Genomic DNA, 24,908 nt, shown 5'->3' with positions numbered 1-24,908 from the left:
GCACCCCATTATACACATCCGCGCGTCGAGGCGTGTAAAGAAACCGCAGCTCTCCACATGCGTACCACTCTTGACATTTGATAATCGGGCACCCCTCCAAAAGGTGTACCTTTTCGCGCCCACAGGGGCGCGTCGGGGCCGGGGAGGAGGGGCCGGGATGCCCGTCGCAACAGCGTCAGCAGCGAGGTCGGCAGCCCGCGGCGGCCTGGCCGCAGGGCTCCCCATGGGGCGGCGCAGCCCCAGGGGCCGCGAGCGCTGGTACCTCCTGCGGATGCCGGAGGGGCGCGAGGCGAGCCTCTGTACCGAGCTCAAGCGCCTGCTGCCGGCGTCCATCCTCGCAGACGCCTTCGTCCTGCGCAAGGAGCGTTGGATGAAGCGTGGTGGGACCTGGTTCCTGGAGCCGGTGAACATGTACCGGGGCTACGCGTTCGCGATCTCGCGGGACGCGGCCGGTCTGGCGAAAGAGCTGTCGCGTCTCACGCTACCTGTCGAGCTCGTGGGTACCGACACCCGCTCGTGGGCCCCGCTCTCTGACGAGGCGGCCGTCTGGTACGCCTCGGTCACCGACGACCGCCACGTCATCCGCAGCTCCACCGCCGTCATCGTGGACGGTGTCCTGCATGTGCAGTCGGGGCCCCTGGTCGGCCAGGAGCCGCGCATCTCCAAGGTGGACCGCCACCGCAGGCGCTGCCAGGTGCTCGTGGGGGAGGGCGATTCCGCCTTCTTCGAGCAGGCGCCGATAGACGTGCCGTTCAAGAGTTGACGTGGCCGGCGGCTGTCTTTCAAGCATTACCGCAACTGTAGGAACACTGGATCAGGGTCGGGATTCTTTGTCGATGGGACTGATGGAACAAGGCATGCCCTCGAACATTGAGGGGCACTCGATGCCATGCATGGGCATACGGGGGCTGGTGTGGTAGCCGCTCACGAGGAGGTCTTGCTTGAGGCATCCGCTCCTGCCGCATATACGAATACCGAGGGAACCGCCGGGCATCAAGCCCCCGCCGCGATCGATTCGGCCACGCAGGCCGCCGCCGAGCGCCTGCGCACGGGGCGGCTGGCCTACCGCTTCTGCAAGCGCGCGTTCGACGTCATTTTCAGCCTCATCGTGCTCGTCGGCCTCTGCTGGCTGTACGCCATCGTGGCCGTGGCCATAAAGCTGGACGACCCGCGCGGCCCCGTCGTCTTTAAGCAGGTGCGCGTGGGCAAGGACGGCAGGGAGTTCCAGATGTACAAGTTCCGCTCCATGGTGACCGACGCCGAGGCGCACTTGGCGCAGCTGCTGGAGCGCAACGAGAAGACCGGCCCGGTGTTCAAGCTGCACGACGACCCGCGCGTGACGCGCGTGGGCCGCGTCATCCGCAAGGTGAGCCTTGACGAGCTGCCGCAGTTCGTGAACGTCCTCAAGGGTGACCTCTCCGTGGTCGGTCCGCGCCCTGCTCTGCCGCGAGAGGTGGCCGCCTACGATGACCACCAGCGCCAGCGCCTGCTCGTGAAGCAGGGGCTCACCTGCTACTGGCAGACGCGCCGCGATCGGGACTCCATCACGTTCGACCGATGGATTGACTTGGACCTGCTCTACATCCGGAAGTGCTCCGCGTGGACGGACCTCAAGCTGATCTTCCAGACCGTGGGCTGCGTGCTCACGGCCCAGGGGCACTAGGGAAAGGACAAAGGATGAGGATAGCCGTGGCAGGCACGGGATATGTGGGGCTGAGCGTCGCCCTGCTGCTCTCGCAGAAGAACGATGTGAGGGCGCTCGACATCGTGCCGGAGAAGGTCGCGATGCTCCAGCGGTGCGTAAGCCCCATCAGGGACGCCGAGATCGAGCGATTCCTGGCGAACCGCGATGAGATGGGCCTCTCCTTCGAGGCGACGACCGACGCCGCCGAGGCGTACCGCGACGCCGAGATGGTGGTTGTGGCCACGCCCACAAACTACGACGCGGACACCAACTCGTTCGACACCTCCGCCGTGGAGGCCGCCATGGACGCGGTGCGCGCCGTGAACCCGGACGCCTGGATAGTCGTCAAGTCCACTGTGCCGGTTGGCTACACCGAGCGCATCCGCGGGGAGCGCGGCGACAACAGGATCATTTTCTCGCCGGAGTTCCTTCGCGAGGGGCATGCCCTGTACGACAACCTCCATCCCAGCCGCATCGTGGTCGGCGCGCCCCGCGACGACGCGGAGGCCGCGGCCGCCGCCGAGCGGTTCGCGGCTGCGCTCGAAGAGGGCGCCGACCCGGAGGAGCGGGAGCGCGAGAACGCCGACGGCACGACCGGCATCCCCACGCTCGTGCTCGGCCCCACCGAGGCCGAGGCGGTGAAGCTCTTCGCCAACACCTACCTGGCGCTGCGGGTCTCCTACTTCAACGAGCTGGACACCTACTGCGAGACCAAGGGGCTCGACACGCGCGAGGTCATACGGGGCGTGTGCCTGGAGCCCCGCATCGGCTCCCACTACAACAACCCCTCCTTCGGCTACGGCGGCTACTGCCTGCCCAAGGACACCAAGCAGCTGCTCGCCAACTACCGGGACGTGCCCCAGTCGCTCATATCGGCCATCGTTGAGGCCAACCGCACCCGAAAGGACTTCGTCGCCGACGAGGTGCTCAAGCGCGTGAACGGGCTCGCCTACTCTGGCACGCCAGCCCCGACCGTGGGCGTCTACCGCCTCACCATGAAGTCGGGCTCCGACAACTTCAGAGCCTCCTCCATCCAGGGGATCATGAAGCGCGTCAAGGCCAAGGGCGTGCCCGTGGTGGTCTACGAGCCGACGCTTGACGCCCCCGAGTTCTACGGCTCCGAGGTCACCCACGACCTCGAGTCCTTCAAGTCCCGCTGCGACCTCATCATAGCCAACCGCTGGTCCGACGAGCTCTCCGACGTGGAGGACAAGGTGTACACCCGCGACCTGTTCGGGAGGGACTAGTCATGGCGGGCTGCATGAAAGTTTTGGTCACGGGCGCCGCCGGGTTCATCGGCGCGTTCCTGTGCAAACGGCTGGTCGAGGACGGCGGCTGGGATGTCGTCGGGCTCGACAACGTTAACAGCTACTACGACCCGGGCATCAAGAAGGACCGCCTCCGGATGCTGCGGGAGATGGACGCGGAGGGCCGCTTTACCTTCGTGCGCGGGGACCTCTGCGACGCTGCGCTGATCGAGCGGATGTTCGCCGAGAACTCCTTCGACGTCGTGGTGAACCTCGCCGCCCAGGCGGGCGTGCGCTACTCGATCGAGAACCCCAAGGCGTACGTCGACTCCAACCTTGTCGGGTTCTTCAACATCCTGGAGGCCTGCCGGCACCACCCGGTGAAGCACCTCGTGTACGCCAGCTCAAGCTCGGTCTACGGCGGCAACGAGAAGGTCCCCTTCTCCGAGGGGGACAGGGTCGACTCCCCGGTGTCGCTCTACGCGGCGACGAAAAAGGCGAACGAGCTCATGGCGCACGCCTACAGCAAGCTCTACTCGATCCCCGCCACGGGCCTGCGCTTCTTCACGGTCTACGGCCCCATGGGCCGGCCCGACATGGCCTACTTCAAGTTCGCCGACACCCTGCGCTCGGGGGGCACCATCAAGATCTACAACATGGGCGACTGCAAACGCGACTTCACCTACGTGGACGACATCGTGGAGGGCATCGTGCGCGTGATGGCGAACCCGCCCGAGGTGCGCGAGGGCGCCGACGGCCTGCCCATGGCCGCCCATCGCGTCTACAACATCGGCAACTCCGAGCCCGTGCAGCTGCTCGACTTCGTGGAGACACTCCAGCGCGTCCTCGTTGAGGAGGGCGTGCTGCCCGCCGGCTACGACTTCGAGTCGCACCGCGAGCTCGTCCCCATGCAGCCGGGCGACGTGCCGGTCACGTACGCCGACACCTCGGCGCTCGAGCGCGACACGGGCTACCGGCCCGCAACTTCGCTCGAGGACGGGCTGCGCGCGTTTGCGAAGTGGTACGCCGGCTACTACGGGGTGTCATAAGCCATGACCAAGCGTAAGGAACGGGTAAAAATCTGCCTGGTGTCGTCATCGGGCGGCCACTGGGAGCAGCTGAAGAAACTGAAGCCGCTTATCGACAAGTACGGCGGCTTCTACGTGACGGAGCGGACCCCCTTCGTGGAGGACGGCCCCTACCTCATGGTACAGACAGATTTAAAGGACAAACTGATGCCGCTCAAGATGCTGGTGAACGCCGTCCACGCGCTCGCCATCTGGGTCAAGGAGCGCCCCGACGTCGTCGTCACCACGGGTACCATGGTCGCCTACCCCTTCTACCTGCTCGCGGTGCTGCTCAAGAAGAAGTTCGTCTTCATCGAGACCTTCGGGCGCTCCAACGAGCCCACGGTCGCGGGGAGACTGATGCAGAAGCACGCCGACCTGTTCTTCGTGCAGTGGGAGAGCCAGAAACGCTTCTACGACAACGCGATCTACGTGGGGTGCCTGTACTGATGATATTCGCGTGCGCGGGCTCCAGGCCCTACCAGTTCAACCGGCTCTTCGAGGAGCTCGACCGGCTCGTTGCTTCCGGAGATGTCGGGGGCGAGGTCTTCGCCCAGATCGGGGCCTCCACCTACGAGCCGAGGAGCTTCCCCTTCGAGCACTTCATGGAGCCCGAGGACTTCAAAGCCGCCGAGGAGCGGGCCGACATCGTCATCAGCCACGGCGCGTCGGGCTCCATCATGGGCGCGCTCAACGCCGGCAAGAAGGTGATCGCCGTGGCGCGGCTCGCCAGGTACGGCGAGCACATAAACGACCACCAGGTCGCCATCAACGAGACGCTGGCGCGCGAGGGCCTCGTGCTCAACGTCGCCGATATGGCCGACCTCGGCCCCGCAATACGTGCGCTCCAGTCCGGCGAGGTCGAGCTCAGGGCGTGGAGGAACGACAACCCCACCGCGATCGTGGACGCGATCGACGAGTTCATACAGGAGAGCTTCCATGATTGACTTCATGCCAATAGAACGTGCAACTGACAGTGGCACAGCCTCGATAGTGGGGGCTAGGTCATGAAGGTTCTCGTCATTAGCACTAACGGAATTAAAAAAGACGGAATCACCGCGTGGATGCTTTCTTATTTTTCAACCATGAATACATCTGGGATTGAGATTCACTCCGTCGCATACGAGGACGTCGATTCCGCTGCCATAGAGTCCGCGCGTCGTGCTGGAATCGCTGTTCATACGTTGCCGCGAAGGAGCTTGGCGGGTAAGTATCGTCGCTGTCTTAAGAGTCTGATGAAGGGCATCGGCTTTGACGTTGTGCATGTCTGCGGGAACAGCGCGACGATGGTGCTCGAGTTGTCGGTAGCTGAATCTGCCGGTGTCAAGGTGAGAATTGCCCATTCTCATAACACCAGGTGCACCCATGTTTATCTCGACAAGATGTTGCGGCCCTTTCTCTACAGGATCGCCACTGACCGCTACGCGTGTGGTATTGCGGCAGGAGAGTGGCTTTTCGGAGACAGGGATTTCGTTGTCATTCCCAACGGAAAGGAAATAGACAGGTTCCGCTTCTCTCGGAGAGTACGTACTAAGCACCGCAAAGACTTAGGAATGGGCAGAGAGACTGTGGCTATCGCTCATGTAGGCACGTTAAACAAGCAGAAGAACCATGGTTTTTTACTGAGAGTGTTTCAGGAATTGAGAAAACGTAGTGACTGCTATCACTTATTTCTTATGGGAGACGGTGACTTTCAGGGCACTTTGCAGAGACGCTGCTCAGAAATGGGGATTGCAAACTCGGTTTCATTCCTTGGATGGCGTTCGGATGTAAATGAACTGCTTAACGCAATGGACTGCGTGGTATTCCCCTCATTGCATGAGGGTCTACCCAATGTCGTTGTTGAGTGGCAGATAAACGGTCTTCCTTGTGTCGTTTCAGATGCCGTTTCGAAAGAGTGTGCATTTACTCCTCTCGTGCGTTTCATTTCGCTTAGAAACGATCCGGAAGAATGGGCCGACGTAGTTGAGGCCTCAATCGCAACCTCGCAAAGAGATCGGGACAGCGTCAACGGCTCTTTAGCGGCAATTGAAGCAGGTTTCGACATAGTAAAGGATGCAGAAATGCTTCGCGAACTCTACCTCAAGGGGGTGTCACGATGAGCATCGCAAAGAAAATCAGAAATATCACCTGGGAGACCGTGCGCTTGAAGTGGCGCTCAAAAGTGATTGTCCCGTTACTCCGGGACAGTTTGAGGGATGAGCTCCTGGTGACCGACTTCACAATCATATCCAACAACTGCTGGGGCGGCATGGTCTACGAGAGTTACGGGCTCAAGAAGATGAGCCCTACCGTCGGCATGTTCATCATGCCGGACGACTTCGTGCGCCTCTGCGCCGACCTGTCTGGCTATCTCGCCCAGCCCCTTGAGTTCATCGAACCCGAGGAGTCAAAGTGGGTCGACGCACTGCGCGCGAACGACAGCTGGGGTACCTACTTCATTGGACGCGTAGGCGACGTCGAGCTGCACATGCTGCATTACCACGACAAAGAGATAGCGCGCCGCAAGTGGGAGTCACGCGTCCGACGTGTCAACTACGATCGCATCCTCTACAAGCTCAACGACCAGAACGGCGCCACGGAGGACGACCTACTCGCCTTCGACACCCTGTCGCTTGAGCACAAAGTGGTCTTCAGTGCGCGGGAGCACTCAAAGGTCGTCTCCTGCGTAAAGCTGCGCTGTCCCAGAAGCCACAAGTACATCCGCGCGTCCTACGAGCCCTTTGGTCACAATAGGGCCTTCGACGTGACGCGCTATATCAACGAAAACTTGAGGTAAGATGCAGTCTTTGAATATGATTATTAATAAGTCATCGTGTGTTGTCCGTCAAGCTAACGGCAGCGCTATTGGCACATTATGCCGGATGGCGTTAAGATATACTGGCTACTTTGTTTTTGCTCTTTTCGCATTGTTACCGTTCGTCTCGAACAGCCATAATGCATTAGCCTTTGTCGTTACAGCGCCTTTTGTCGCCGTTGTATCTTATGCCGTGGCTCAAAAGAACTCGCTGTCTTTTACGATATTGTTTTGCCTCGGCGTTTCATTCTGGACAGATTTCTTGATTCACTATGTTTACGTTAGTTTGGACATCCGAATCAAGGTGATCTGTCTTATCCCTGCAGTCAGCTGTTGTTTGCGCTCAGGTGTTCAAACTAAGCGCGTGCGTATTGCCACTTTTGCGCTTCTGTTTGGGTCGGCCATTAATATCGTCGCGGCATTGTCTGAAAGCTCCCTCTTAATCGAAAACTATGTCTACTCTTTTACCCCCTTGTTTATCCTCACTCTCTTCTCAATGGAGGATGATGCATCTGAGCTAAAACACGTATATACATACATATATTGTGTATCACTGTTTTTAACGTCGATACAATCGCTTGCGAATTTCAATGTGGACACGCGCAACGGCTTATTTGGAGTTTATGGGCAAGCAGGATATTATTTATTTGCCCTATTAGCACCTTTGTATGTTTTGACTCGCTACATATATGGATATGACAAAATCAATAAAGTAATTATTCTCACGGCAAGCTCTTCGTATATCTATTTGATGACAGAAGCAAAGTCTTTTATTTTCATCTTAATTGCGCTGGAGATATGCTGCTTCATCATTTCAAGAAGAGCTAGCATAAAAAACGTCTTTATGGTCTGCCTTCTGTTTTTATGCTTTCCCATTGCTCTTTCGCTTATAGTGGCCATTCATCCTAAATTCGAATTTCTTGATATTAGCGTCATACTATCGACTTTACTTGATGAACAGGCACGCAGCGGTTTTATGTTCACAAGGTTTGAATCGCTACAAATAATCGTATCTAATATTGATCTCCCTCGCCTGATCGTAGGCAGCGGAATGGGCTCGTATTCGATACCTGACAATATGCTCATGGTGGCTCATGGTCTGGTCGAAAACATGCCTCAGTATATGAATCATTATGGTTTCTATCATGGATATGTACAAAGCACCGTCTCGGTTGCCCTTCTTGAGGGCGGAATAATCCTGATTGCCTGTATTGCGGTCATATGGTTGGGAAACATAGCTCAGCTTCTGCGAGGCATCCAAAGCAATAACAAGTATGCATGCATGGGGCTTTTACTGTTAGCCATGCATCTTGCTATACTGTACCAGCTCATATATTCAAATCTTTTTAATTATAACTCTATCCTGTTGCTCAGTATCATTCAAATATTAATAAATAACTACCTAACACTGTGTAAGAATTCTTGCTATTCAGAAAGATGGCCCAGATGATTTCTGTCTGTATACCTGCGTTTAATTGTGCCAAAACAATTGAATCTTGTCTCGAATCAGTCCTGTCTCAAAACGATGGCGGAATTGAAATAGTAATCGTGAATGATGGTTCCCGGGACGGGACGCAGGAAAAATGTGCTTCTTACGCAAAGAAGCACGGAAACGTTACGCTATACAGTCAGGATAACCGAGGCCAGATTGCCGCTAGACAGCAATGTATCAGGATGGCTCGCGGAGATTATTCTGTATTTCTGGATGCTGATGACGAGCTATGTCAAGGTGCTTTGGAGCTGCTCAACCAGCACATCGAAGCCAGCCATTCAGATGTGTATTTCTTCGATTGGAGATATGATAGCTCAACAGGCCAAATTGTCAGCCCTCCCTTCAGGAGAGAGGGTGCAATCAGCAAAAAAGAGGTTGTCGAAACCTTTAGCAGGACAGGCAAGATTAACGCAATGTGGAGTCATGCTGTCAAAACATCGCTACTTCGAGAAGCCCTTGTTTCCGGATTCGAAGATTTGCGGTTTGGAGAGGATGCCGTTCAGAGTTCAGTAATATTTGCAAAAGCAGCAACATTTTATTATTTTAGTACACCATTCTATATTTATAGGCAAAATTCATTTGGTGTAACCCACGCCCTAGACATATCGAAGCGTTACTTCGATTTGGAATATGTGCGACAGTATCTCTATGTGTATTATCTTCGCCTTGCAGATAAAGAAAAAATATTATCAGTTGATGAGATGTCTCGCCTTCATAACAATTTGGATGCTGTCTATCTAGAGAATACGATTAATCTAATATGGCAATGCTATCGGCATTTGTCGGGCGATAACATAAAATGGATACGCTATCTTCCGAAGTCGTCCCTTTTTCGCTCTGCGTCTCGATTGTCCGTGTGTGTCCGACTGCCAATACGCTATTTATTTTTAGTTGTATTAGTTAAATTAAAAGTCAATAATTTATTAATACATCTATATGGATTGATCGGGAAGGGCGATGCAAAATGCGACGCTGAGGGCACGTGTGGGTAACGGCATGCAGCAAGCAGTCAAATGGAAATAATAAAAATGAACCGGCTGAGAGAGGGGAATATGGATAACACGGTTGGAATATTGACATTTATTGCAACGATTAATTATGGAGCTGAGTTCCAGGCATATGCGCTAGTGAGAGCCGTTCGTGAGATGGGATATTGCGCTGAGCTGGTTAACTATACGTGCCCTAAAATTGCTGACCAAGAGACACCGAAGCTTATTCGAAACAATGAAGAGTTTTCGCTGTCTTCGTTCGCTCGAAATCTACTCAAATATCCTTCGCAAAGGGAGCGTCAGCGTAGATTTCGGGAGTTTTCATCATCTAAAATCCAGCTCGGACGGATCATGCGGGGGGCACAGGACATCCTTGATTCGTACAGGTATATCGTGGTGGGTAGCGACCAGGTTTGGTCGTCAAAAATCACGGGCGGAGATGGAACCTTCCTTTTAGACGGAAAAAGGCATGAAGGTCAAAGGCTCGTATCCTATGCCGCCAGTTTCGGAGATTCTTACCCGGACCCCGGGGGACGCCAACGGCTTAGCCGCGAACTTTCAAAGTTCGACAGGATTAGCGTGCGCGAGGAATCCGGGCTCGCCGTACTTGAGCAGCTTGGAATTGCTGGCGGAACAACGACTATTGATCCCACATTGCTGCTTTCGAAAGAAAACTGGAGCGAAATCGCTGCCCCAAATAATAAAGACAGCTACGTCTTTGCCTACGCCGTTGCCGAGGGCCGATCGACACTGGAGTACGCAAGACGAGTGGCGAATGAGTTCGGTATGGAACTTCGCTACATCAGTGCTTACGGCTCACGACCTTTGCCGCATGCGAAGAATTGTGGATCCTGCTCTCCCAGCCATTTTCTTTCCCTGATAAGGGATGCCGCTTTTGTCGTGACGAGTTCGTTTCATGGAATGTGCTTCTCAATCCTCTTCAACAAGCAGTTCCGCTTTGCTTTTGCAGGGGATAAGGGGACCTCGAGATTGTGTAGCCTTGCAGAAAAGCTCGGTATATCCGCATACGACATATCCAATTGCGACTTCGATGACAAGATCGACTACTGCATGGTCGATAAGTTGCTGGAGGATTTGAGAAACGAATCGAAGGAGTGGCTGAAAGCCTCTCTCTATTTTCAAGGGTGAATCCCCCCAGGATTCTATAGCGTCCTTCTGTTTAGGAGATGAACTGGACGATTGTCAATGAAGATTGGACGTGGCCGATCCCAGGCCTTTATCAGCAATACACTTTGTTCGCTGCTGTTGCAGGTCGTGAACATTGTCGTGGGTTTCATCGTGCCGCATGCTCTCATCGGCACCTACGGTTCGGGGGTCAACGGCTTAGTCACCTCGCTCACGCAGTTCGTGAGCTACGTGCAGCTCGTTGAGGCGGGCATCTCGTCGGCCGCCGTGTTCCAGCTGTATGCCCCTCTTGCACAGGGCGATGCAGAAGGGGCGAGCCGTGTGGTGTCCGCCGCACGGGTCTTCTACTATAAGTCGGGAGCCGCCTTCACCGCCCTTATGCTCGCCCTCGCATGTCTGTACCCGGTGTTCGTTCAGGTCGAGGGCGTATCGACGCCCGGTGTGTTCGTGTTAGTGCTCGCGCTAGGGGCTACGGGGTTTCTTGACTTCTTCACGCTCGCCAAGTACCGCGTGCTTCTCACGGCGACGCAACGCAACTGGGTCATCCAGCTCGCGTCAATCGCCTACAAGGCGCTCTACGTTGCCGTCGTGCTTGTCGGCACCTTCACCGGCGTCTCTGTCGTCGCCCTGTTCGTAATCGCTGTGCTGCCCATCATCGTCAGGACTGCCATCCTGATAGTCTACGCCAAGCGGAACTACCCCGAGATAGACTTCAATACTGACGCCAAGGGGCTCAAGCTCGACCAGCGTTGGGACGCCTTCTTCCTGCAGGTGCTCGGGGCGGTGCAATCGGGGGCGCCGACCATCATCGCCACCTTCGTGTTGGGAGACCTCTCGCTCGTGAGCGTGTTCTCCGTGTACATGCTCGTGGCGAACGGCTTGCAGAACGCGGTCAACTCGCTCAGCCAGGGGACGCAGGCCTCCTTCGGGGACGTGATTGCGCGCGGCGAGAGCGAGACCTTGAAACGCTCGTTCCGCGAGTTCCAGGCGCTCACTTACGGCGTCACGGGTGTCGCCTGCGGCGTGGGAATCGCGCTCATTGTGCCCTTCGTGCGACTCTACACCGCGGACATCGCCGACGTGGATTACGCCTATCCGCTCGTTGGCATCCTCTGCATGGCGAACGTCCTGCTCTACCACCTCAAGACCCCGCAGGGCCTCCTCGTCATCGCTGCTGGGAAGTACCGAGACACGAGGCTTCAGACGTCGCTGCAGACCGTGATCCTTCTCGTCGGCTCCATCGTCCTCGGTGCGGCGTTCGGTATGCCCGGCATCCTTTCGGGCATGATTTTCTCCAATCTCTATCGCGACATCGACCTGATGTTCTACGTCCCGCGCGAGGTCACGAAGACTGAGCCGATGGAGACACTCAAGTTCATGCTGCTTGCCGTCGCCGTCTGCGCGCTCGTCTCCGTGCCGTACCTCGCGGCCCAGCCGCTCTGCACGGGCTGGGCCGCATGGGCGTTATCTACCTTCGTCCTCGCGCTATGGGGCTGCCTGCTTACTTTGGCGCTCTACCGTGCGTTCGCCCGTGAGCAGCTGGCGGGGCTGCTCTTCCGCGCTAAGCGCCTCGTGGGCGCTAGATAGGAGACAACTGATGCTCTACACTTGCGATTTGATTTGCTGGGGCGCCGCTTCGCCGCGCACATTCCAGTCCTTCCTCGCCATGCTGGAGCGCCGTTCCGCAAAGAGCGTCGTGACCTATGTTCACCGCGGCTCCGGGATGCGCTCAAATGGTGCTGAGATCGCGATTTACTCCGATGGAGCTTCCGAGTCGGGCACCTCGGCTACCCGCTCATGGCGCCGCATCTGGTACGATCGCCTCTGCCGCGAGTCCTGCTACCGGTGTGGGCACCACTCGATGGAGCGCCCCGGTGATATCACCATCGGCGACTGGTGGGGGCTCAAGTGGTTTGCGCCCGACCTGGAGGACCCCTGGGGCGTCTCGTGCGCCGTTGCCAGCACGCCGCGCGGCCTGTCTCTGCTGCGAGGTGCCTCCGGCGAGCTTGAGCTCGCGGCGACGCCCGTGGCAGACGTCGCCAACCCCGCCCAGCCGATGCTCCTCCATCCGCCCGAGCGGAAGGGCCGCGACGCGTTCTGGCCGGAGCTCTACGCCCGCGGCTTCGAGGCCGCATGCCGCTCCGTGGGCGCGCTCGGCCCCGGACGCGAGGCGAGGGACCTCGTCAAAGGGGCCGTCTCTGCGCTCAAGGGGCCCGCGAAGGACCCCGATGCATCATCCGTGGACAATGCCTGGGAGGAGGCCCCGAAGGTGAACTTCGAGGAGCTAGAGTCGCGCGACGAGTACCCCGTCGCGTTCGTCGCGAGGAACCGCGATGACCATGTGCGCCGCCGGAGCTCATCGGGCGGCATGTATCACGCGCTCGCCTCGCACGTTATCAATGACCTGGGCGGGGTGGTCTACGGCTGTGCCTTCGACGGCGACCTGCGGGCGGTGCACATTCGCTGCGAGACCATGGCCGAGGCCGAGCGCTGCATGGGATCGAAGTACTCGCAGAGCGACATGGGGGACTCCATCCGGCGGGTGCGAGGCGATTTGAGAGCTGATCGCACCGTTCTCTTCACCGGGACGCCCTGCCAGGTGGCAGCCGTCCGCGCAGCCTGCTCGGATGTTTCGGGGGGGGGCGCCTCATGACCGCTGACATCATCTGCCACGGCGTGCCATCCCCGGGGGTGTTCCGGGGCTGGATCGCCGAGTTGGAGCGCGCCCGCGACGCAAGGGTGGTTCGCTACGAGCACCGACCCAAGACCGCGGGCTGGGGCCACTTTGAGCGCGTCACATGGGAGGGCGGGCGCACTGAGCAGGGCACGCGCTTTTCTGAGACCTGGAAGCGCCTGTTCTACGGCAACAGGATGCTGCGCACCTCGTGCTACCGCTGCCCCTACACCGTGGTCGAGGGCCGTCCCGGCAACCTCACCATTGCGGACTTCTGGGGCGTGGAGGCGACCCAGCACGCGAGGGATGATGACGCCGCCCTTGGCGTGTCGCTGGTCCTCGCCAATGGTCCGGCTGGGCTGCGCGTCCTATCAGGGCTCGACATTGACCTCGAGCCCGCGACGATGGACGAGGCGCTGCCCAGGAACCCGATGCTGCAGCGCCCCTCGACCTACGAGGGCGACCGCGATGCTTCCTGGCGAGAGCTCTACGGGGACGGCCTGCTCGCCATGACTAGGCGCGAGCGCTACCTAGCCTCGCCTGCCCGCTTCCTCGTGTCGCATGCCAAACGAACCGCCAAGCGTATCCTCGGGAGGTGACCGCATGAGAAAGAAGGGCTTCATACCGCGCAAGGGCTTCACGCCGCCGGACAATACGCCCTACCGCTACCGAGACGGCTCGCCCGTGGATGCCTCATCGGGCTACCATCCGCACACCTCCACGCGCTTTTGCAACTGGGGCGCGGAGGTCCCGTCCGCCGTTGCCAAGCGCGGGTTGCCCGAGCTCTACAGAGATCGCTCCGAGTGCTGCGGATGCACCGCCTGCGCTGCGGTATGCCCGCGCGACGCGATAACGATGGAGCCTGACGAGGAGGGCTTCACCTACCCCGTGGTGGATGCTGCGCTGTGCATCCGCTGCTTGAAGTGCGAGGACGCCTGCGTCTTCAAGTCCGCCCTCGTCGAGCGGTGGTCCCCCGACGCTGGCGGCAACCGAGCGAAGGAGGAGTCATGATCGAGAGGATAACCGAGCTCGCCGAGAAGGCGTGTCTCAAGGTGTACCGCTTGGTGAAGCGCGCCTATCTGCGCGTGCGCTTCGGCGGCCGTATATCGCTTGCGGGCGTGGGGTTCCGACGCCCCTTCTACTGCCACGTCGGACCGAGCAGCAGGATGGCCGTGGGGATACCTTCGTGAACTACAGCGCGAAGGTCATCGCGTTCGACTGCACCACCATCGGCAGACGCTGTCTTATCGGCCCTAACGTCGGCATCTACGACTTCGACCACAAGCACGAGCTCGATGGCACTCCGTTCGGCTTCCAAGGCATGGAGACCGCCTCTGCCATGATTGGCGAAAACGTGTGGATCTGCGCGAACGCCGTCATCCTCAAGGGTGCGCGCATAGGGTCAAATACGGTCATCGACGCGGGAGCTGTCGTCTCAGGTGATATTCCGCCCCGCAGTTTCGTCTACGATCGCAAGGAGACTATTGTTAGAACCAGGGAGGAGAAAACCATCGTCGAATAGTGATTTTGACTTAATTCGAACCCTTGCGGTAGCTGTGATAACCGCGTGTCGTCCCTTCAACACCTTCCGATTCTCCATACCATTCGACTCGGTATTCCTCCGGTTGCATTAACCCAGCAGCCACCTCTGCCATGTTCTGCTGTTTCTCAACGGCAGTGTCCGTGATGATGCTGTCGTCGAAGTTGGCGCTCACGTCCCCCTCTTCCGGTAGCTAGACGTCCAACGACCGCTCGACTGTCATCATTGCGCGGCAGATCCCCGCGACCGCCTTCTTCAGCACGCGCTCATGCCGTCGAATGTTGCACATCAAGGCGCTGTTGTCGCTCGACACCTCGGTTGCCGTCTTCACGTAGCCGGCCCCGTCGAAGTCGAAGTAGCTTATCCCGAACCCGCGCAGGTCGCCCAGCATCTGCAGTGCCGTCCTCAGCGCCTTCGCCTGCGCGTCCGTGCGTAAGGCAGGCGCGAACTCCTGGATGGTGTCTTCGGTCGACATCGCTTTTCGGAACACCGTGCAGTCCTGCCGCCCGAAAGGTATCGACACCTTCCGCCCGCGCCCGTCTTCCTTCTGGTCGAACATCACGTCGGACAGGAACACGCGCATCTTCCAGTTGTCGACCTCCGAGATCATCGCGTCGAACGCGAGGTTCACCGCCTGGAGGGCGTCAACCGCGTCCGTGAACACCGACTTACCGTAGGGAGACATGTCCACCCGCGTGTTGTCGATGGCCGGCATCACGATCGCGAACGTCGGCCATTCGCTGCCCGTCTCGTACGACGGGCAGACGTCCACGGGCGCGACCTCGCTGCCCGCTTCATCAAAGCACGCCGTCTCGATGCGGTATCCCTCGCGCCCGCGCAGGTGCACCTGCAGCTGGTCGACCGCGCGCCCACTGTAGAACGCCGGCGTCACAAAAGCGCACTCGGTCGTGCCCTCCTTGTCCCAGGTGAGTGGCACCACCATCCGCGCGTCGTAATGCCGGATGCGCACCTTGGCAGAATCCGCATCGACCAACAGCGCCCGCGCCCCCGTGCCCATGCCGAACGCGCGCACCACCGTCGCCTGTGCCGCCGGCATGAACTCCATCTCCGCTAGGTACGTCGCCAGCCAATCCGTGAATTCCTGCGCGTCGCGCACCACCTGCGTCTTGTCGTTCAGCAGCGGCGACCCCACTCACGACAGACCCTCATTGCCGGGTGTATCGACCTGCGGTGCACCTCGTACAGCCGCCCCACGCCGTCCGTGTCCCGGTAGTCGTAGAACGATCCCGAGGCCTGCATCCACTCGTGCCAGCTTCTGATGAGCGGCTCCATCGCCTCCAGAGGCAACGCGAACCCCAGCGCCCGCAGGTGCTCCCTCAAGTTCTCCGACACTCGGTACTCGTTGTCCATGACGTCCGCCATCGCATGCCTCCCGTCCCAGCAGCAGGTCACTCCCGAGCATCATCATCCTGACCCGTTACATGACCGACTGCGTCGCAAGCAGGACACACCGGCGAACACCCGCTGCGCGCAGAGATGAGTAGTAACCCGATTTGGTAACGGCAGTCAGCGCAAATGGTACCGCCGGTCAGCCGCCGGCGGTACCACGGTTAAGCCGTCTCGGTACCGTTACGGCTCTCTTTTCTTCGCGAAGTACTCGCGCATGTTCGGGCCGTCCAGGTCGATGTAGCGCGCGCCCGTGGCGACCCGGTTCAGTATCGAGTCCGCCATCAGCTCGCCCTCGATCCCCAGATACCACTCATTGGGCTCGAGCTGCGAGGCGATGAGGGTTGCGGCGCGGCCCTCCCGCGCCTCCATGATCTCGAAGAGGTCGACGGCGTTCTGCGTCGTCACCGGCGTGGTCATGAAGTCGTCGACGATGAGCAGCTGGACCCTTTTGTAGAGGTCCATGTGCTCGTAGTAGCTGCCGTCCCCGGCCGCACGGCAGCGGTTCAGGTCATCCATGATGTCGGCCAGGCGGGCGTAGCGCACCGTGAAGAGCCTGCGGCAGGCGGCGTTGCCGAGCGCCTGCCCGAGGAAGCTCTTGCCGCAGCCGGTCTTGGATATGATGGCAACGACCTCCCGCGCCTCGACCCATTCGCAGGACGCGAGGCGAGCGACGCGGTCTCGGCTGAGCTTTCGGTCCTTGAGATACACGACGTCCTCGACGCAGGCCGAGGGGAGCTTGAAGCGCGCCTCCCGGACGAGCTTGGCGACCTTGCGGTCGCGCCGGGCCGAGGCCTCCGCCTCGATCAGCATCCTCGAACGTATAGCGGTCGTAGGAGGCGTCCTCCACCATCTCGCGCAGCTTGTCGCCCATCGCGCGCACCCTGAACCTCGTCAGCATCTCGAAGTGCTCCTCGGTCAGCATTGGGCACCGCCTCCCCTCCGGTAGGCGTCGGCGCCGCGCAGGCGCCCGGCGGACTTCGCGCGGTCTGCCAGCCCACCGTCGCTGGCCGCAGGCGGTCTCCCCGAGGCTCTGGCCTCGGCGTCCGCCGCTCTGATCGCCAGGATCGCGTTCTTGAGGACGGTGTAGCTCGGCGCCGCGCCGAGCGCGTTCGACCTCGCGCACGCGCGCTCGAGGAGCTCCGGCGAGTACGCCTTGGAGAGGCCCAGGATGTTCCGCGCCGGCTCGAACGCCTGCTCGACGATCGGCCGGCTGGCGAGCAGCCTGTCGACGGCGCCGCCGGTCTCGGCCCCTATCCGGTGGGCCCACGACGAGAACCGCTCCGGCGACCGCGGCGAGTCCATCGCCGCGTGCGCCGGCGGCATGTGCTCGACGACCGTCGAGTACTGGCCCTTGCGGCCCCGGAGCCTGCGGTGCTCGGCGACGGCCTCGCCTCCGGACATGACGGCGACCACGGAGTCGGTGAGCCTGACGTCGACCTGCTCCCCGATCAGCCGGAAGGGGACGGAGTAGTGCATGTAGTCGACGGTGACATGGTAGTCGGGCGCGACTTTGGCGCTGCGCCACTCGCACATTTCGTAGCGCTCCGCCGGCAGTGGCTGCATGAGAGGGCGCTCCTCGGCCTCGTACACCGAGTCGCGCGACCCCTCCTTCGCGGAGAACGGGCGGGCGTTCAGCTATCTCACCCTCTCCAGGCAGAACCCGTTGAACTCCTCCAGCGTGTAGAATGTCGTCTCGTTGGCGGGCGCCACTATCCATCTCTCGACCAGGTCGACCGTGGACTCCGCCACCGCCTTGTCGCGCGGGCGGCGGACCCTGGCCGGGACGACCGCCGCCCCGTAGTGCTCGGCGAAGCGGGCGTACTCCTCGTTGACGAACGTGACGTAGACCGACGAGCGGTCCGTGGCAGTGGCGGCGTTGTCCGGGACGAGCATCCTGGGGACACCCCCGAAGTCCTCGAAGGCGCGCGCCCGCCCTTCCTGCCACGAGCGCTGGCGCATGTCCGCGAAGCCCTGCGCCCAGAACCGGTCCGAGTACGGCAGCGCCACGACGAGCAGGTAGACCTTCGTCTTGGCGCCCGTGAGCCGGTCGGTGAGCGCGGCGGTGTCCCCGGCCCAGTCCACGTACGCCTTGGCGCCCGGTTCGTGGGCGAGCCTCCTGGTCGCGCCCGCCCTCTTCGCGGCCCTCGCGAACATCTCGCAGAACGTCTGATACGCGTAGGCGGACTTCCCGTCGGCCTCGTCGGCCTCGCAGTGCTCCATCCAGAACATCTTGACCGTGAGCTTGTGGTTGCGCCTCTTGCGCTCGATCAGCGGCCCCATGTCGGGCTGAAGGTACGCGCTCTCCGCCGCGCCCCCGCCGGGCAGGGCCAGCAGCGCCTCGACCTCGGCGGCGCCCATCGCGGCGACGTCGTCGAACGCCAGACCGCGCTCGCGCAGTGCCCTGGCGCACGCGGAGACGTCGCGCTTGCTGACGTGAAGCGCGGCCGCGACCTCGGACTGCGAGACGCCTCCCTTCGAGAGCATCAGGAGGACCTTTTTCTTCTTGGACATGGGCACCAGCCCCTTCCCGCTTCGCGGCGCCCGCCCTTCGGGCGCCCCTCCCACGGATTCTAGGGGCGGTACCGTGCGAGCCGATTCCTGGTACCACCGGTGCTGACCGACGGTACCAGGAATAGCTGACTCGCGTTACCAAGTTGGGTTACTACTCACAGAGATGACCGCAGTTTATTCCGAATCGGCACCGTAAAAGAGAGTGGCGGCCGTCCCATGCCGCCATGCAAGCAGCTGTACACAGCAGGGGCAACCGCCGCGCGCATTGTCGTCGCAGCGAAGAAGGTTCCTGCCGCCCGCCCCGCCCGCGGAGGTTCCAGATTGGGTCGTCCTCGGTTACCCACTACGATAGCCGCTTGACGGCCGACGCGGAGATGGAGACGGGGCCGCATACAAGGAGCTTGCTGGTACGGGGCTCCGTTCAGGGCGCGCAATGAGGGGCCTGGCGCTGATACCGAGGAAGCTGCTTCCCAACAACAGGCTGGTGTGTGCCGACTCCCCCAACGCCGAATGCAGCGAGCTGAAGATGATTCGCCACGTGCTGTTCGAGCGGGAGCAACGGGAGTCTCCTAAAATGCACCGCGGCGTCGACGCGGGCTGCGGGGCGGTATTCATTGACGCTGTTAATTCGTAGGTTGCGCTTGAGGTGCCGATTAGCGCGCGAATGCTGATAGGGACCGGGTCCCTGCACGTGGGGGAGCGCAGGCGCTGTCATGTGTTCAGTGCTGGTGCGTACCACTGGGGCTGACGGCACGACGAGGGACCGGGCCCGCCTGCGCTCCCGCCCATGCGTTCGTCTTTGACCTCGTTCCTGCTCGATTTCCCGTCCACCCTCAAGCTCAGGCCTCAACTAGGCGCACCCCACGAAGAGGGGAGCGCCATCCTGCCGCAACCCCACGCCCCAAGACCCCAAACCCCACTCCCACGCAGCACCCCATGCCACTCATGTGAAAATTCTTCAACTTCAACTTCAAGGTTAAGGCTTGCCCTATACTGATGCTTGAACCAAGAGTAAGGAGCAGCTTTTCCGTATGAGTCCCTTGTCCTCAGTTTCTTCGCGTCCGTCTCGTCCCTGGTCGCGCATCGCGTGCACGGCAGGGCTCGCGATGGTGCTCGGGCTTTCCGGTGCGTTCGGCCCCTTCGTGTCGGTCGCCCATGCGGCTACGGCGGAGACGACCGCCGAGCTCGACCGCCTGACCGAGCAGGTCGCGCAGGCGCAGACGACGCATAGCGACGCCATCGCGCGGGCGATAGAGCTGAACGACCAGATCGCCCAGCAGGCCGACGAGATCCTGCATCTCGAGCAGGACGTCATGCCCGTCTACCGCGAGCGCGCCGCCGAGGCGGCCTCGCGCCTCTACAAGATGCACGAGACGTCGGGCAACATCATCTCGCTGCTTTTCTCGGCTTCCTCGTTTTCCGATTTCATCACGCAGATGAAGTACCTCAACGCCATCCAGGATGACAACGCGAGCGTGCTCGCGGACCTTGAGGAGGCCTCGGCTGAGCTCAACGCCAAGCTGGCCGAGCTGACCCAGGCGAAAGACGACGCGCTGTCGGAGGAGCAGAAAGCCGCCGAGGCGCTGGACCAGGTCTCCGCCGCGCAGGCTGCCCTCGAGGAGCGCGCCGCGAGCGAAGACGCCGCCGAGGCAGAGGCGGCGCGAAAGGCTGCGGACGAGGCCGCTGCCATCCAGGCTCAGATGCAGCAGCAATACGAGCAGACGTCCGCTGCGACCGAGTCGGCCGACGACGTGATCTCCCAGCAGCCTGAGCAGGATCCCGCGCAGGATGCAACCGAATCCGAGACGCCGCAGGAATCCGAGCCCGCCCCCGAAACCCCGCAGGACTCGTCCTCGGACTCCGAGAGCGGCTGGATGACCGGCGTCGCCTCCCATTACGGCACCGGCGACGGCCTCATGGGCAGCCTCACGGCAAGCGGCGAGCCGGTGACGGAGACGTCGATGTGCATCGCCATGCTCGACGTGCCGCTGGGCACAAAGGTCGAGATCCGCTATGGCGGAAAGACCGTGGTCGCCTGCGTGAACGATCGGGGTCCGTATGCGCACGGGCGCGTGATCGACATGCAGCCCGCCGTCGCCCGCGCCCTCGATTTCATCTCCGTGGGCGTCGGCACCGTGGAATACCGTATCCTGTAACGCTATGGGGGATTCGTCCCCCTTTTTCATAGGGAGGTGGCGCTTATGGCGCATGTGGACGAGGCGCGCGTCGGGCGCGTGCTGGAGCAGCTCGAGCAGGGGCACCCCTCCTCGCAGCTGCTCGTGACCGATCCCTGGTCGATCTTCTATCTCACGGGCTTCTATGCCGAGATGTTCGAGCGCTTCTCCGGCGTGCTGCTCGCACCGGGCAAGCGCCCGGTGATCTTCGACAACGCGCTGTATCCCATCGATTCGTACGACAACGCGGACGTGGTGGTGTTCAACGACACCGATGACATCGCGAGCGTGCTCATGGAGCATATCGATCCCGAACTCCCTTTGGGCGTCGATGCCCAGATGCGCTCGGGGTTTCTGCTCCCGCTGCAGGAGCGCCGCGCCGCCGCGTCGTTTTTCCTCGGTTCGTACGCGGTCGCGCAGACCCGTGCGCGCAAGGACGAGCGCGAGCGCGAGCTCATGCGCGCGTCGAGTGCCATCACCGACGCGGTTATGGCCGAGTTGCCCGCGCTCGTGCACGAGGGGGTTACCGAGCACGAGATCGCCGCGCAGATGCTCGCGCTGTATCGGGCCCGCGGCGCGCAGGGCTTCTCGTTCCCGCCGATCGTGAGCTTCGGCGCGAATGCGGCGAACCCCCATCATGAGCCGGACGACACAGTGCTGCGCGCGGGCGAGGTCGTGCTGTTCGACATCGGCGGCCAGTACGAGGGCTATTGCTCCGACATGACGCGGACGTTCTTCTTCGGCGAGCCCGATGAGGAGTCGGCGCGCATCTACGATATCGTGCGCCGCGCGAACGAGGCGGCGGAGGCCCTGGTTCGTCCGGGCGTTCGCTTCTGCGATCTCGACCGTGCCGCGCGCCGCGTGATCGAGGACGCCGGGTACGGCCCGTACTTCACCCATCGCCTGGGCCATTCGATCGGCCTTCAGGATCACGAGCCGGGCGACGTCTCCGCCGTCAACGAGGATGTCGTCGAGCCGGGCATGACGTTTTCCATCGAGCCCGGCATCTATCTGCCGGGCCGTACCGGCGTGCGCATCGAGGACCTGGTGCTCGTGACGGAGGACGGGGCCGAGATCCTGAACTCCTACACCAAGGAGCCGACGCGGATCTGAGCGCGCAGCGGTTCGGGCCCGCTCGGCTGCCGTCGTCGATAGGTTGGAACGAACCCGTCCCCATTGAACCCCGCAGTGCCTTTCCGCAGAAATCGTCGCGACGGATTCTGCGGGAATAGCGAGGCTGCTTTGCATAACGGCCAAATCGGTATACCCATCTACCTCGGCAGTTCGTCTTCTGCTCGATGAGATATGCATATCTCTTGCGCGCTTCCCGCAGAATCCGTCGCTTTGCCAACAGCGGTGTTGAGCACCGGTCGAGGGCAGGCGGCCGAGGGCGGTCTGGGGCCGTGGGTATGTCGAAAGCGTGACGTATCGCATAATGCGCATAGCGCGGTATAGAATGTCGGCATGTTTGTGTGAACCGCGTTCGGGACAGAAAGGTTGTCCGGTCATGTCTGAGTATATCCAGGAGCTCATGTCGCCCCAGCTGATGGGCGCCATCTACCTGTTCGTCGGCTTCATCGCCGCGCTTTGGGTGCTCTCCATCGTCTACGTGTTCATCGATGCCAAGCGCCGCGGCGTGAAGGCGTTCTGGGCATGGGGCATCGTCTCGATCATCCCCTTCGTCGGTCTCATCGCGTATCTCGTGCTGCGTCCGAACTCCTATCTCGCCGACCGCGAGGAGCAGGAGCTCGACATGGCCCTGCGCGAGCGCCAGCTCGCCCAGTACGGGACCTGCCCGCAGTGCGGCGCGCCCATCGAGAAGGACTTCGTGGTGTGCCCCGTCTGCAACACGCAGGTGCGCAACGTCTGCCCCAGCTGCCATCGTCCGCTCGATGCGCATTGGAAGGTTTGCCCGTACTGCCGCACCCACATCCAGTAGAGCATGAAGCCCTCTGCCCGCAGGGGGCTTTTTCATGCGCGGCGCGCCGGACTGCCGTCCCGCAGAAGCGCCGGGGGCGGGGGACTTTTTCTTATTTTATGTAACGCTTCGGGTTCTGACGTCCGCTCCGGTAGACCCGAGGGCCTGCAAGTGGTACAACTGTCTCACCCAAGATACGGAGAGGTTTGAAACCATGCAGCGAATCTTCGCTCACATAGCCCGAACTCAGACTATCTAGGCGTCTGTCTCATCGCATGGCCGGCAGGCCACGGACAGGCGCCGCATAACGCTCGTCGTCACCGTCTGACGCACGGGCTTTTTTCTTGGCTCCAACCAACCGAAAAGGGGATTCCCATGAAAGCACTGTATAACGACGGGTCTGTAGCCGAGCTGCCTGCAGACGAGGTCACGCACGTCGTCCGCCACTCCGCCGCCCACATCATGGCGCAGGCCATCAAGCGCCTGTACCCCGAGGCCGATTTCGCCTACGGCCCCGCCACCGACAACGGGTTCTACTACGACGTCGACCTGGGCGACAAGACGCTGTCCGAGGACGATCTGCCCGCCATCGAGGACGAGATGCGCAAGATCGTGAAGGAGAACCTCAAGTTCACGACCTTCGAGCTGCCCCGCGAAGAGGCCATCAAGCTCATGGAGGAGCGCGGCGAGAAGTACAAGGTCGAGCACATCGGCGACCTGGACGCCGACGCCCGCATCACGTTCTTCCAGCAGGGCGAGTACATCGACATGTGCGTCGGCCCGCACATCACCTACACGAAGGCCCTCAAGGCGTTCAAGCTCACCGGCGTGTCCGGCGCCTACTGGAAGGCCGACAAGAACAACAAGATGCTCACCCGCGTGAACGGCACCGCGTTCGCCACCAAGGAGGAGCTCGACGAGCACCTGCGCATGCTCGAGGAGGCCAAGAAGCGCGACCATCGCAAGATCGGCCGCGAGATGGACCTCTTCATGATGCGCGACGAGGCCCCCGGCTTCCCGTTCTTCCTGCCCAACGGCATGATCTTGAAAAACCAGCTGCTCGACTACTGGCGCGAGATCCACCACAAGGCCGGCTACGTCGAGATCTCCACGCCGCTCATCATGAACAAGCAGCTGTGGAAGACCTCCGGCCACTGGGACCACTACAAGGACAACATGTACTCCACCATCATCGATGACGAGGAGTACTGCATCAAGCCGATGAACTGCCCCGGCGGTGTGCTCGTGTACAAGTCGCATCCGCACAGCTATCGCGAGTTGCCCATCCGCGCCGGCGAGATCGGCCTGGTCCACCGCCACGAGCTCAAGGGCGCGCTGCACGGCCTGTTCCGCGTGCGCTGCTTCAACCAGGACGATGCGCACCTGTTCGTGCGCCCCGACCAGCTGACCGACGAGATCGTGGGCGTGGTGAACCTCATCGACTCCGTGTACCAGAAGTTCGGCTTCACCTACCACCTCGAGCTCTCCACGCGTCCCGAGGATTCCATGGGCTCCGACGAGGACTGGGAGCGCGCAGAGGCCGGTTTGCGCGAGGCGTTGGAGCGTCTGGGCAAAGACTACGTGATTAACGAAGGCGACGGCGCCTTCTACGGCCCCAAGATCGACTTCCATCTGGAGGATTCGCTCGGCCGCACCTGGCAGTGCGGCACCGTGCAGCTCGACTTCCAGATGCCCATCAACTTCGACCTGGAGTACACCGACGCCGACGGCGCCAAGAAGCGCCCGATCATGCTGCATCGCGTGTGCTTCGGTTCCATCGAACGTTTTATCGGCATCCTGATCGAGCACTATGCGGGCAAGTTCCCGACGTGGCTCGCGCCCGTTCAGGTCAAGGTCCTGCCGGTGTCCGAGAAGAGCCGCGCGTACGCGCGCACGGTCGCCGAGAAGCTCGATGCCGCCGGCATCCGCGTGGTCGTGGACGACCGCGACGAGAAGATCGGCTACAAGATCCGCGAGGCACGCGGTGTCGATCGCGTGCCCTATATGCTGATCCTGGGCGAGAAGGAGGCCGAGGCGGGCAACATCTCCGTGCGCGACCGCACGAACGAGACGCATGCCTCCACGGTCGAGGACTTCATCGCGCAGGTGAGCGCTGAGATCGCCGAGCGCCGCAGCTAAGTGCGCAAAGGCAGCCGCCGCGGGGGAGCCTCGCGGCGGCTTTTTCTTTTCTGCGGGCAGGGCGGCGGACTCGGCGCCCCGCCTTCGTGCTAAGAAAAATGCTTGTAGCGGAAGATTAAT

The 24,908-nt window shown here is 61.0% G+C and carries 27 protein-coding genes; 21 read left to right on the top strand and 6 right to left on the bottom strand.

What is annotated here, in order from left to right:
* Window positions 1-157 precede the first annotated feature (157 nt).
* The 17 genes from B5F74_RS11065 to B5F74_RS12275 all read left to right on the top strand — a co-directional run bounded on the left by B5F74_RS11065 (window position 158) and on the right by B5F74_RS12275 (window position 14,618).
* On the top strand, window positions 158-763 hold the full coding sequence (locus B5F74_RS11065; protein WP_143753874.1) for a hypothetical protein: 606 nt from the start codon (window positions 158-160) through the stop codon (window positions 761-763).
* Between the two features lie 150 nt (window positions 764-913).
* Entirely contained in the window at window positions 914-1,663 is a 750-nt protein-coding gene (locus B5F74_RS11060; protein ID WP_204212582.1) for a sugar transferase, read from the top strand.
* 26 nt (window positions 1,664-1,689) lie between these two features.
* Window positions 1,690-2,931 carry a nucleotide sugar dehydrogenase gene (locus B5F74_RS11055; protein ID WP_239283470.1) on the top strand — a complete coding sequence of 414 codons (1,242 nt, stop codon included), beginning with the start codon at window positions 1,690-1,692 and terminating at the stop codon, window positions 2,929-2,931.
* Window positions 2,932-2,945: 14 nt separating this feature from the next.
* Window positions 2,946-3,980, top strand: coding sequence for an NAD-dependent epimerase/dehydratase family protein (locus B5F74_RS11050; RefSeq protein WP_275531976.1), 1,035 nt, complete (start codon window positions 2,946-2,948; stop codon window positions 3,978-3,980).
* Window positions 3,981-3,983: 3 nt separating this feature from the next.
* Window positions 3,984-4,448 carry a PssD/Cps14F family polysaccharide biosynthesis glycosyltransferase gene (gene pssD / locus B5F74_RS12545; protein WP_204212578.1) on the top strand — a complete coding sequence of 155 codons (465 nt, stop codon included), beginning with the start codon at window positions 3,984-3,986 and terminating at the stop codon, window positions 4,446-4,448.
* A complete protein-coding gene (locus B5F74_RS11045; RefSeq protein ID WP_087202479.1) occupies window positions 4,448-4,945 on the top strand; it encodes a glycosyltransferase in 498 nt (165 codons plus the stop codon). The genes pssD and B5F74_RS11045 overlap by 1 nt, the downstream gene beginning before the upstream one ends.
* Before the next feature lie 60 nt (window positions 4,946-5,005).
* Entirely contained in the window at window positions 5,006-6,100 is a 1,095-nt protein-coding gene (locus B5F74_RS11040; protein WP_087202477.1) for a glycosyltransferase family 1 protein, read from the top strand.
* The gene (locus tag B5F74_RS11035) at window positions 6,097-6,777 is read left to right on the top strand and encodes a DUF1919 domain-containing protein (protein WP_087202474.1); all 681 of its coding nucleotides are present in this window, start codon (window positions 6,097-6,099) and stop codon (window positions 6,775-6,777) included. The genes B5F74_RS11040 and B5F74_RS11035 overlap by 4 nt, the downstream gene beginning before the upstream one ends.
* Window positions 6,778-6,793: 16 nt before the next feature.
* Complete coding sequence (locus tag B5F74_RS12280; protein ID WP_158095768.1) at window positions 6,794-8,245, top strand: hypothetical protein; 1,452 nt, start codon at window positions 6,794-6,796, stop codon at window positions 8,243-8,245.
* Window positions 8,242-9,279, top strand: a complete 1,038-nt coding sequence (locus B5F74_RS11030) for a glycosyltransferase family 2 protein (RefSeq protein WP_158095767.1) — start codon at window positions 8,242-8,244, stop codon at window positions 9,277-9,279. The genes B5F74_RS12280 and B5F74_RS11030 overlap by 4 nt, the downstream gene beginning before the upstream one ends.
* A gap of 60 nt (window positions 9,280-9,339) precedes the next feature.
* Window positions 9,340-10,425, top strand: a complete 1,086-nt coding sequence (locus B5F74_RS11025) for a polysaccharide pyruvyl transferase family protein (protein WP_158095766.1) — start codon at window positions 9,340-9,342, stop codon at window positions 10,423-10,425.
* 150 nt (window positions 10,426-10,575) lie between these two features.
* Complete coding sequence (locus B5F74_RS11020; RefSeq protein WP_143753872.1) at window positions 10,576-12,009, top strand: hypothetical protein; 1,434 nt, start codon at window positions 10,576-10,578, stop codon at window positions 12,007-12,009.
* A 10-nt stretch (window positions 12,010-12,019) separates the two neighbouring features.
* Entirely contained in the window at window positions 12,020-13,075 is a 1,056-nt protein-coding gene (locus B5F74_RS11015; protein WP_087202466.1) for a Coenzyme F420 hydrogenase/dehydrogenase, beta subunit C-terminal domain, read from the top strand.
* Entirely contained in the window at window positions 13,072-13,695 is a 624-nt protein-coding gene (locus B5F74_RS11010; RefSeq protein WP_087202463.1) for a Coenzyme F420 hydrogenase/dehydrogenase, beta subunit C-terminal domain, read from the top strand. The genes B5F74_RS11015 and B5F74_RS11010 overlap by 4 nt, the downstream gene beginning before the upstream one ends.
* Before the next feature lie 4 nt (window positions 13,696-13,699).
* The gene (locus B5F74_RS11005) at window positions 13,700-14,107 is read left to right on the top strand and encodes a 4Fe-4S dicluster domain-containing protein (protein WP_204212576.1); all 408 of its coding nucleotides are present in this window, start codon (window positions 13,700-13,702) and stop codon (window positions 14,105-14,107) included.
* Window positions 14,104-14,286, top strand: coding sequence for a hypothetical protein (locus tag B5F74_RS11000; RefSeq protein ID WP_087202458.1), 183 nt, complete (start codon window positions 14,104-14,106; stop codon window positions 14,284-14,286). The genes B5F74_RS11005 and B5F74_RS11000 overlap by 4 nt, the downstream gene beginning before the upstream one ends.
* Window positions 14,283-14,618, top strand: coding sequence for an acyltransferase (locus tag B5F74_RS12275; RefSeq protein ID WP_143753871.1), 336 nt, complete (start codon window positions 14,283-14,285; stop codon window positions 14,616-14,618). The genes B5F74_RS11000 and B5F74_RS12275 overlap by 4 nt, the downstream gene beginning before the upstream one ends.
* A gap of 10 nt (window positions 14,619-14,628) precedes the next feature.
* Here B5F74_RS12275 and B5F74_RS12695 read toward each other — a convergent pair whose 3' ends face one another.
* From B5F74_RS12695 to istA, 6 genes are all read right to left on the bottom strand, one after another.
* Window positions 14,629-14,811, bottom strand: a complete 183-nt coding sequence (locus B5F74_RS12695) for a hypothetical protein (protein WP_239283469.1) — start codon at window positions 14,809-14,811, stop codon at window positions 14,629-14,631.
* 18 nt (window positions 14,812-14,829) lie between these two features.
* Complete coding sequence (locus B5F74_RS10990; protein WP_239283468.1) at window positions 14,830-15,789, bottom strand: hypothetical protein; 960 nt, start codon at window positions 15,787-15,789, stop codon at window positions 14,830-14,832.
* The gene (locus B5F74_RS12690; protein WP_239283467.1) at window positions 15,771-16,007 is read right to left on the bottom strand and encodes a hypothetical protein; all 237 of its coding nucleotides are present in this window, start codon (window positions 16,005-16,007) and stop codon (window positions 15,771-15,773) included. The genes B5F74_RS10990 and B5F74_RS12690 overlap by 19 nt, the downstream gene beginning before the upstream one ends.
* A 219-nt stretch (window positions 16,008-16,226) precedes the next feature.
* Complete coding sequence (locus B5F74_RS10985) at window positions 16,227-16,856, bottom strand: ATP-binding protein (protein ID WP_087202456.1); 630 nt, start codon at window positions 16,854-16,856, stop codon at window positions 16,227-16,229.
* Between the two features lie 105 nt (window positions 16,857-16,961).
* A complete protein-coding gene (locus B5F74_RS10980; protein ID WP_143753870.1) occupies window positions 16,962-17,609 on the bottom strand; it encodes a hypothetical protein in 648 nt (215 codons plus the stop codon).
* Window positions 17,610-17,681: 72 nt separating this feature from the next.
* Entirely contained in the window at window positions 17,682-18,557 is an 876-nt protein-coding gene (gene istA / locus B5F74_RS10975; protein ID WP_087202452.1) for an IS21 family transposase, read from the bottom strand.
* 1,031 nt (window positions 18,558-19,588) lie between these two features.
* Between istA and B5F74_RS10965 the strand changes: the two genes are divergently transcribed.
* From B5F74_RS10965 to thrS, 4 genes are all read left to right on the top strand, one after another.
* The gene (locus B5F74_RS10965) at window positions 19,589-20,713 is read left to right on the top strand and encodes a septal ring lytic transglycosylase RlpA family protein (protein ID WP_087202449.1); all 1,125 of its coding nucleotides are present in this window, start codon (window positions 19,589-19,591) and stop codon (window positions 20,711-20,713) included.
* Between the two features lie 45 nt (window positions 20,714-20,758).
* The gene (locus tag B5F74_RS10960) at window positions 20,759-21,844 is read left to right on the top strand and encodes a Xaa-Pro peptidase family protein (protein WP_087202447.1); all 1,086 of its coding nucleotides are present in this window, start codon (window positions 20,759-20,761) and stop codon (window positions 21,842-21,844) included.
* 394 nt (window positions 21,845-22,238) lie between these two features.
* Window positions 22,239-22,670 carry a zinc ribbon domain-containing protein gene (locus B5F74_RS10955; RefSeq protein ID WP_066832716.1) on the top strand — a complete coding sequence of 144 codons (432 nt, stop codon included), beginning with the start codon at window positions 22,239-22,241 and terminating at the stop codon, window positions 22,668-22,670.
* Between the two features lie 354 nt (window positions 22,671-23,024).
* Window positions 23,025-24,788 (top strand): threonine--tRNA ligase, encoded by a 1,764-nt coding sequence (thrS, locus tag B5F74_RS10950; RefSeq protein ID WP_087202445.1) that lies wholly within the window; start codon window positions 23,025-23,027, stop codon window positions 24,786-24,788.
* The last annotated feature ends 120 nt before the right edge of the window (window positions 24,789-24,908 follow it).

The organism is Collinsella sp. An271, from assembly GCF_002159695.1.
GTDB lineage: Bacteria > Actinomycetota > Coriobacteriia > Coriobacteriales > Coriobacteriaceae > Collinsella > Collinsella ihumii.
Note: the sequence above shows the minus strand (reverse complement) of the source record. Positions and strands in the feature narration are given on the sequence as shown.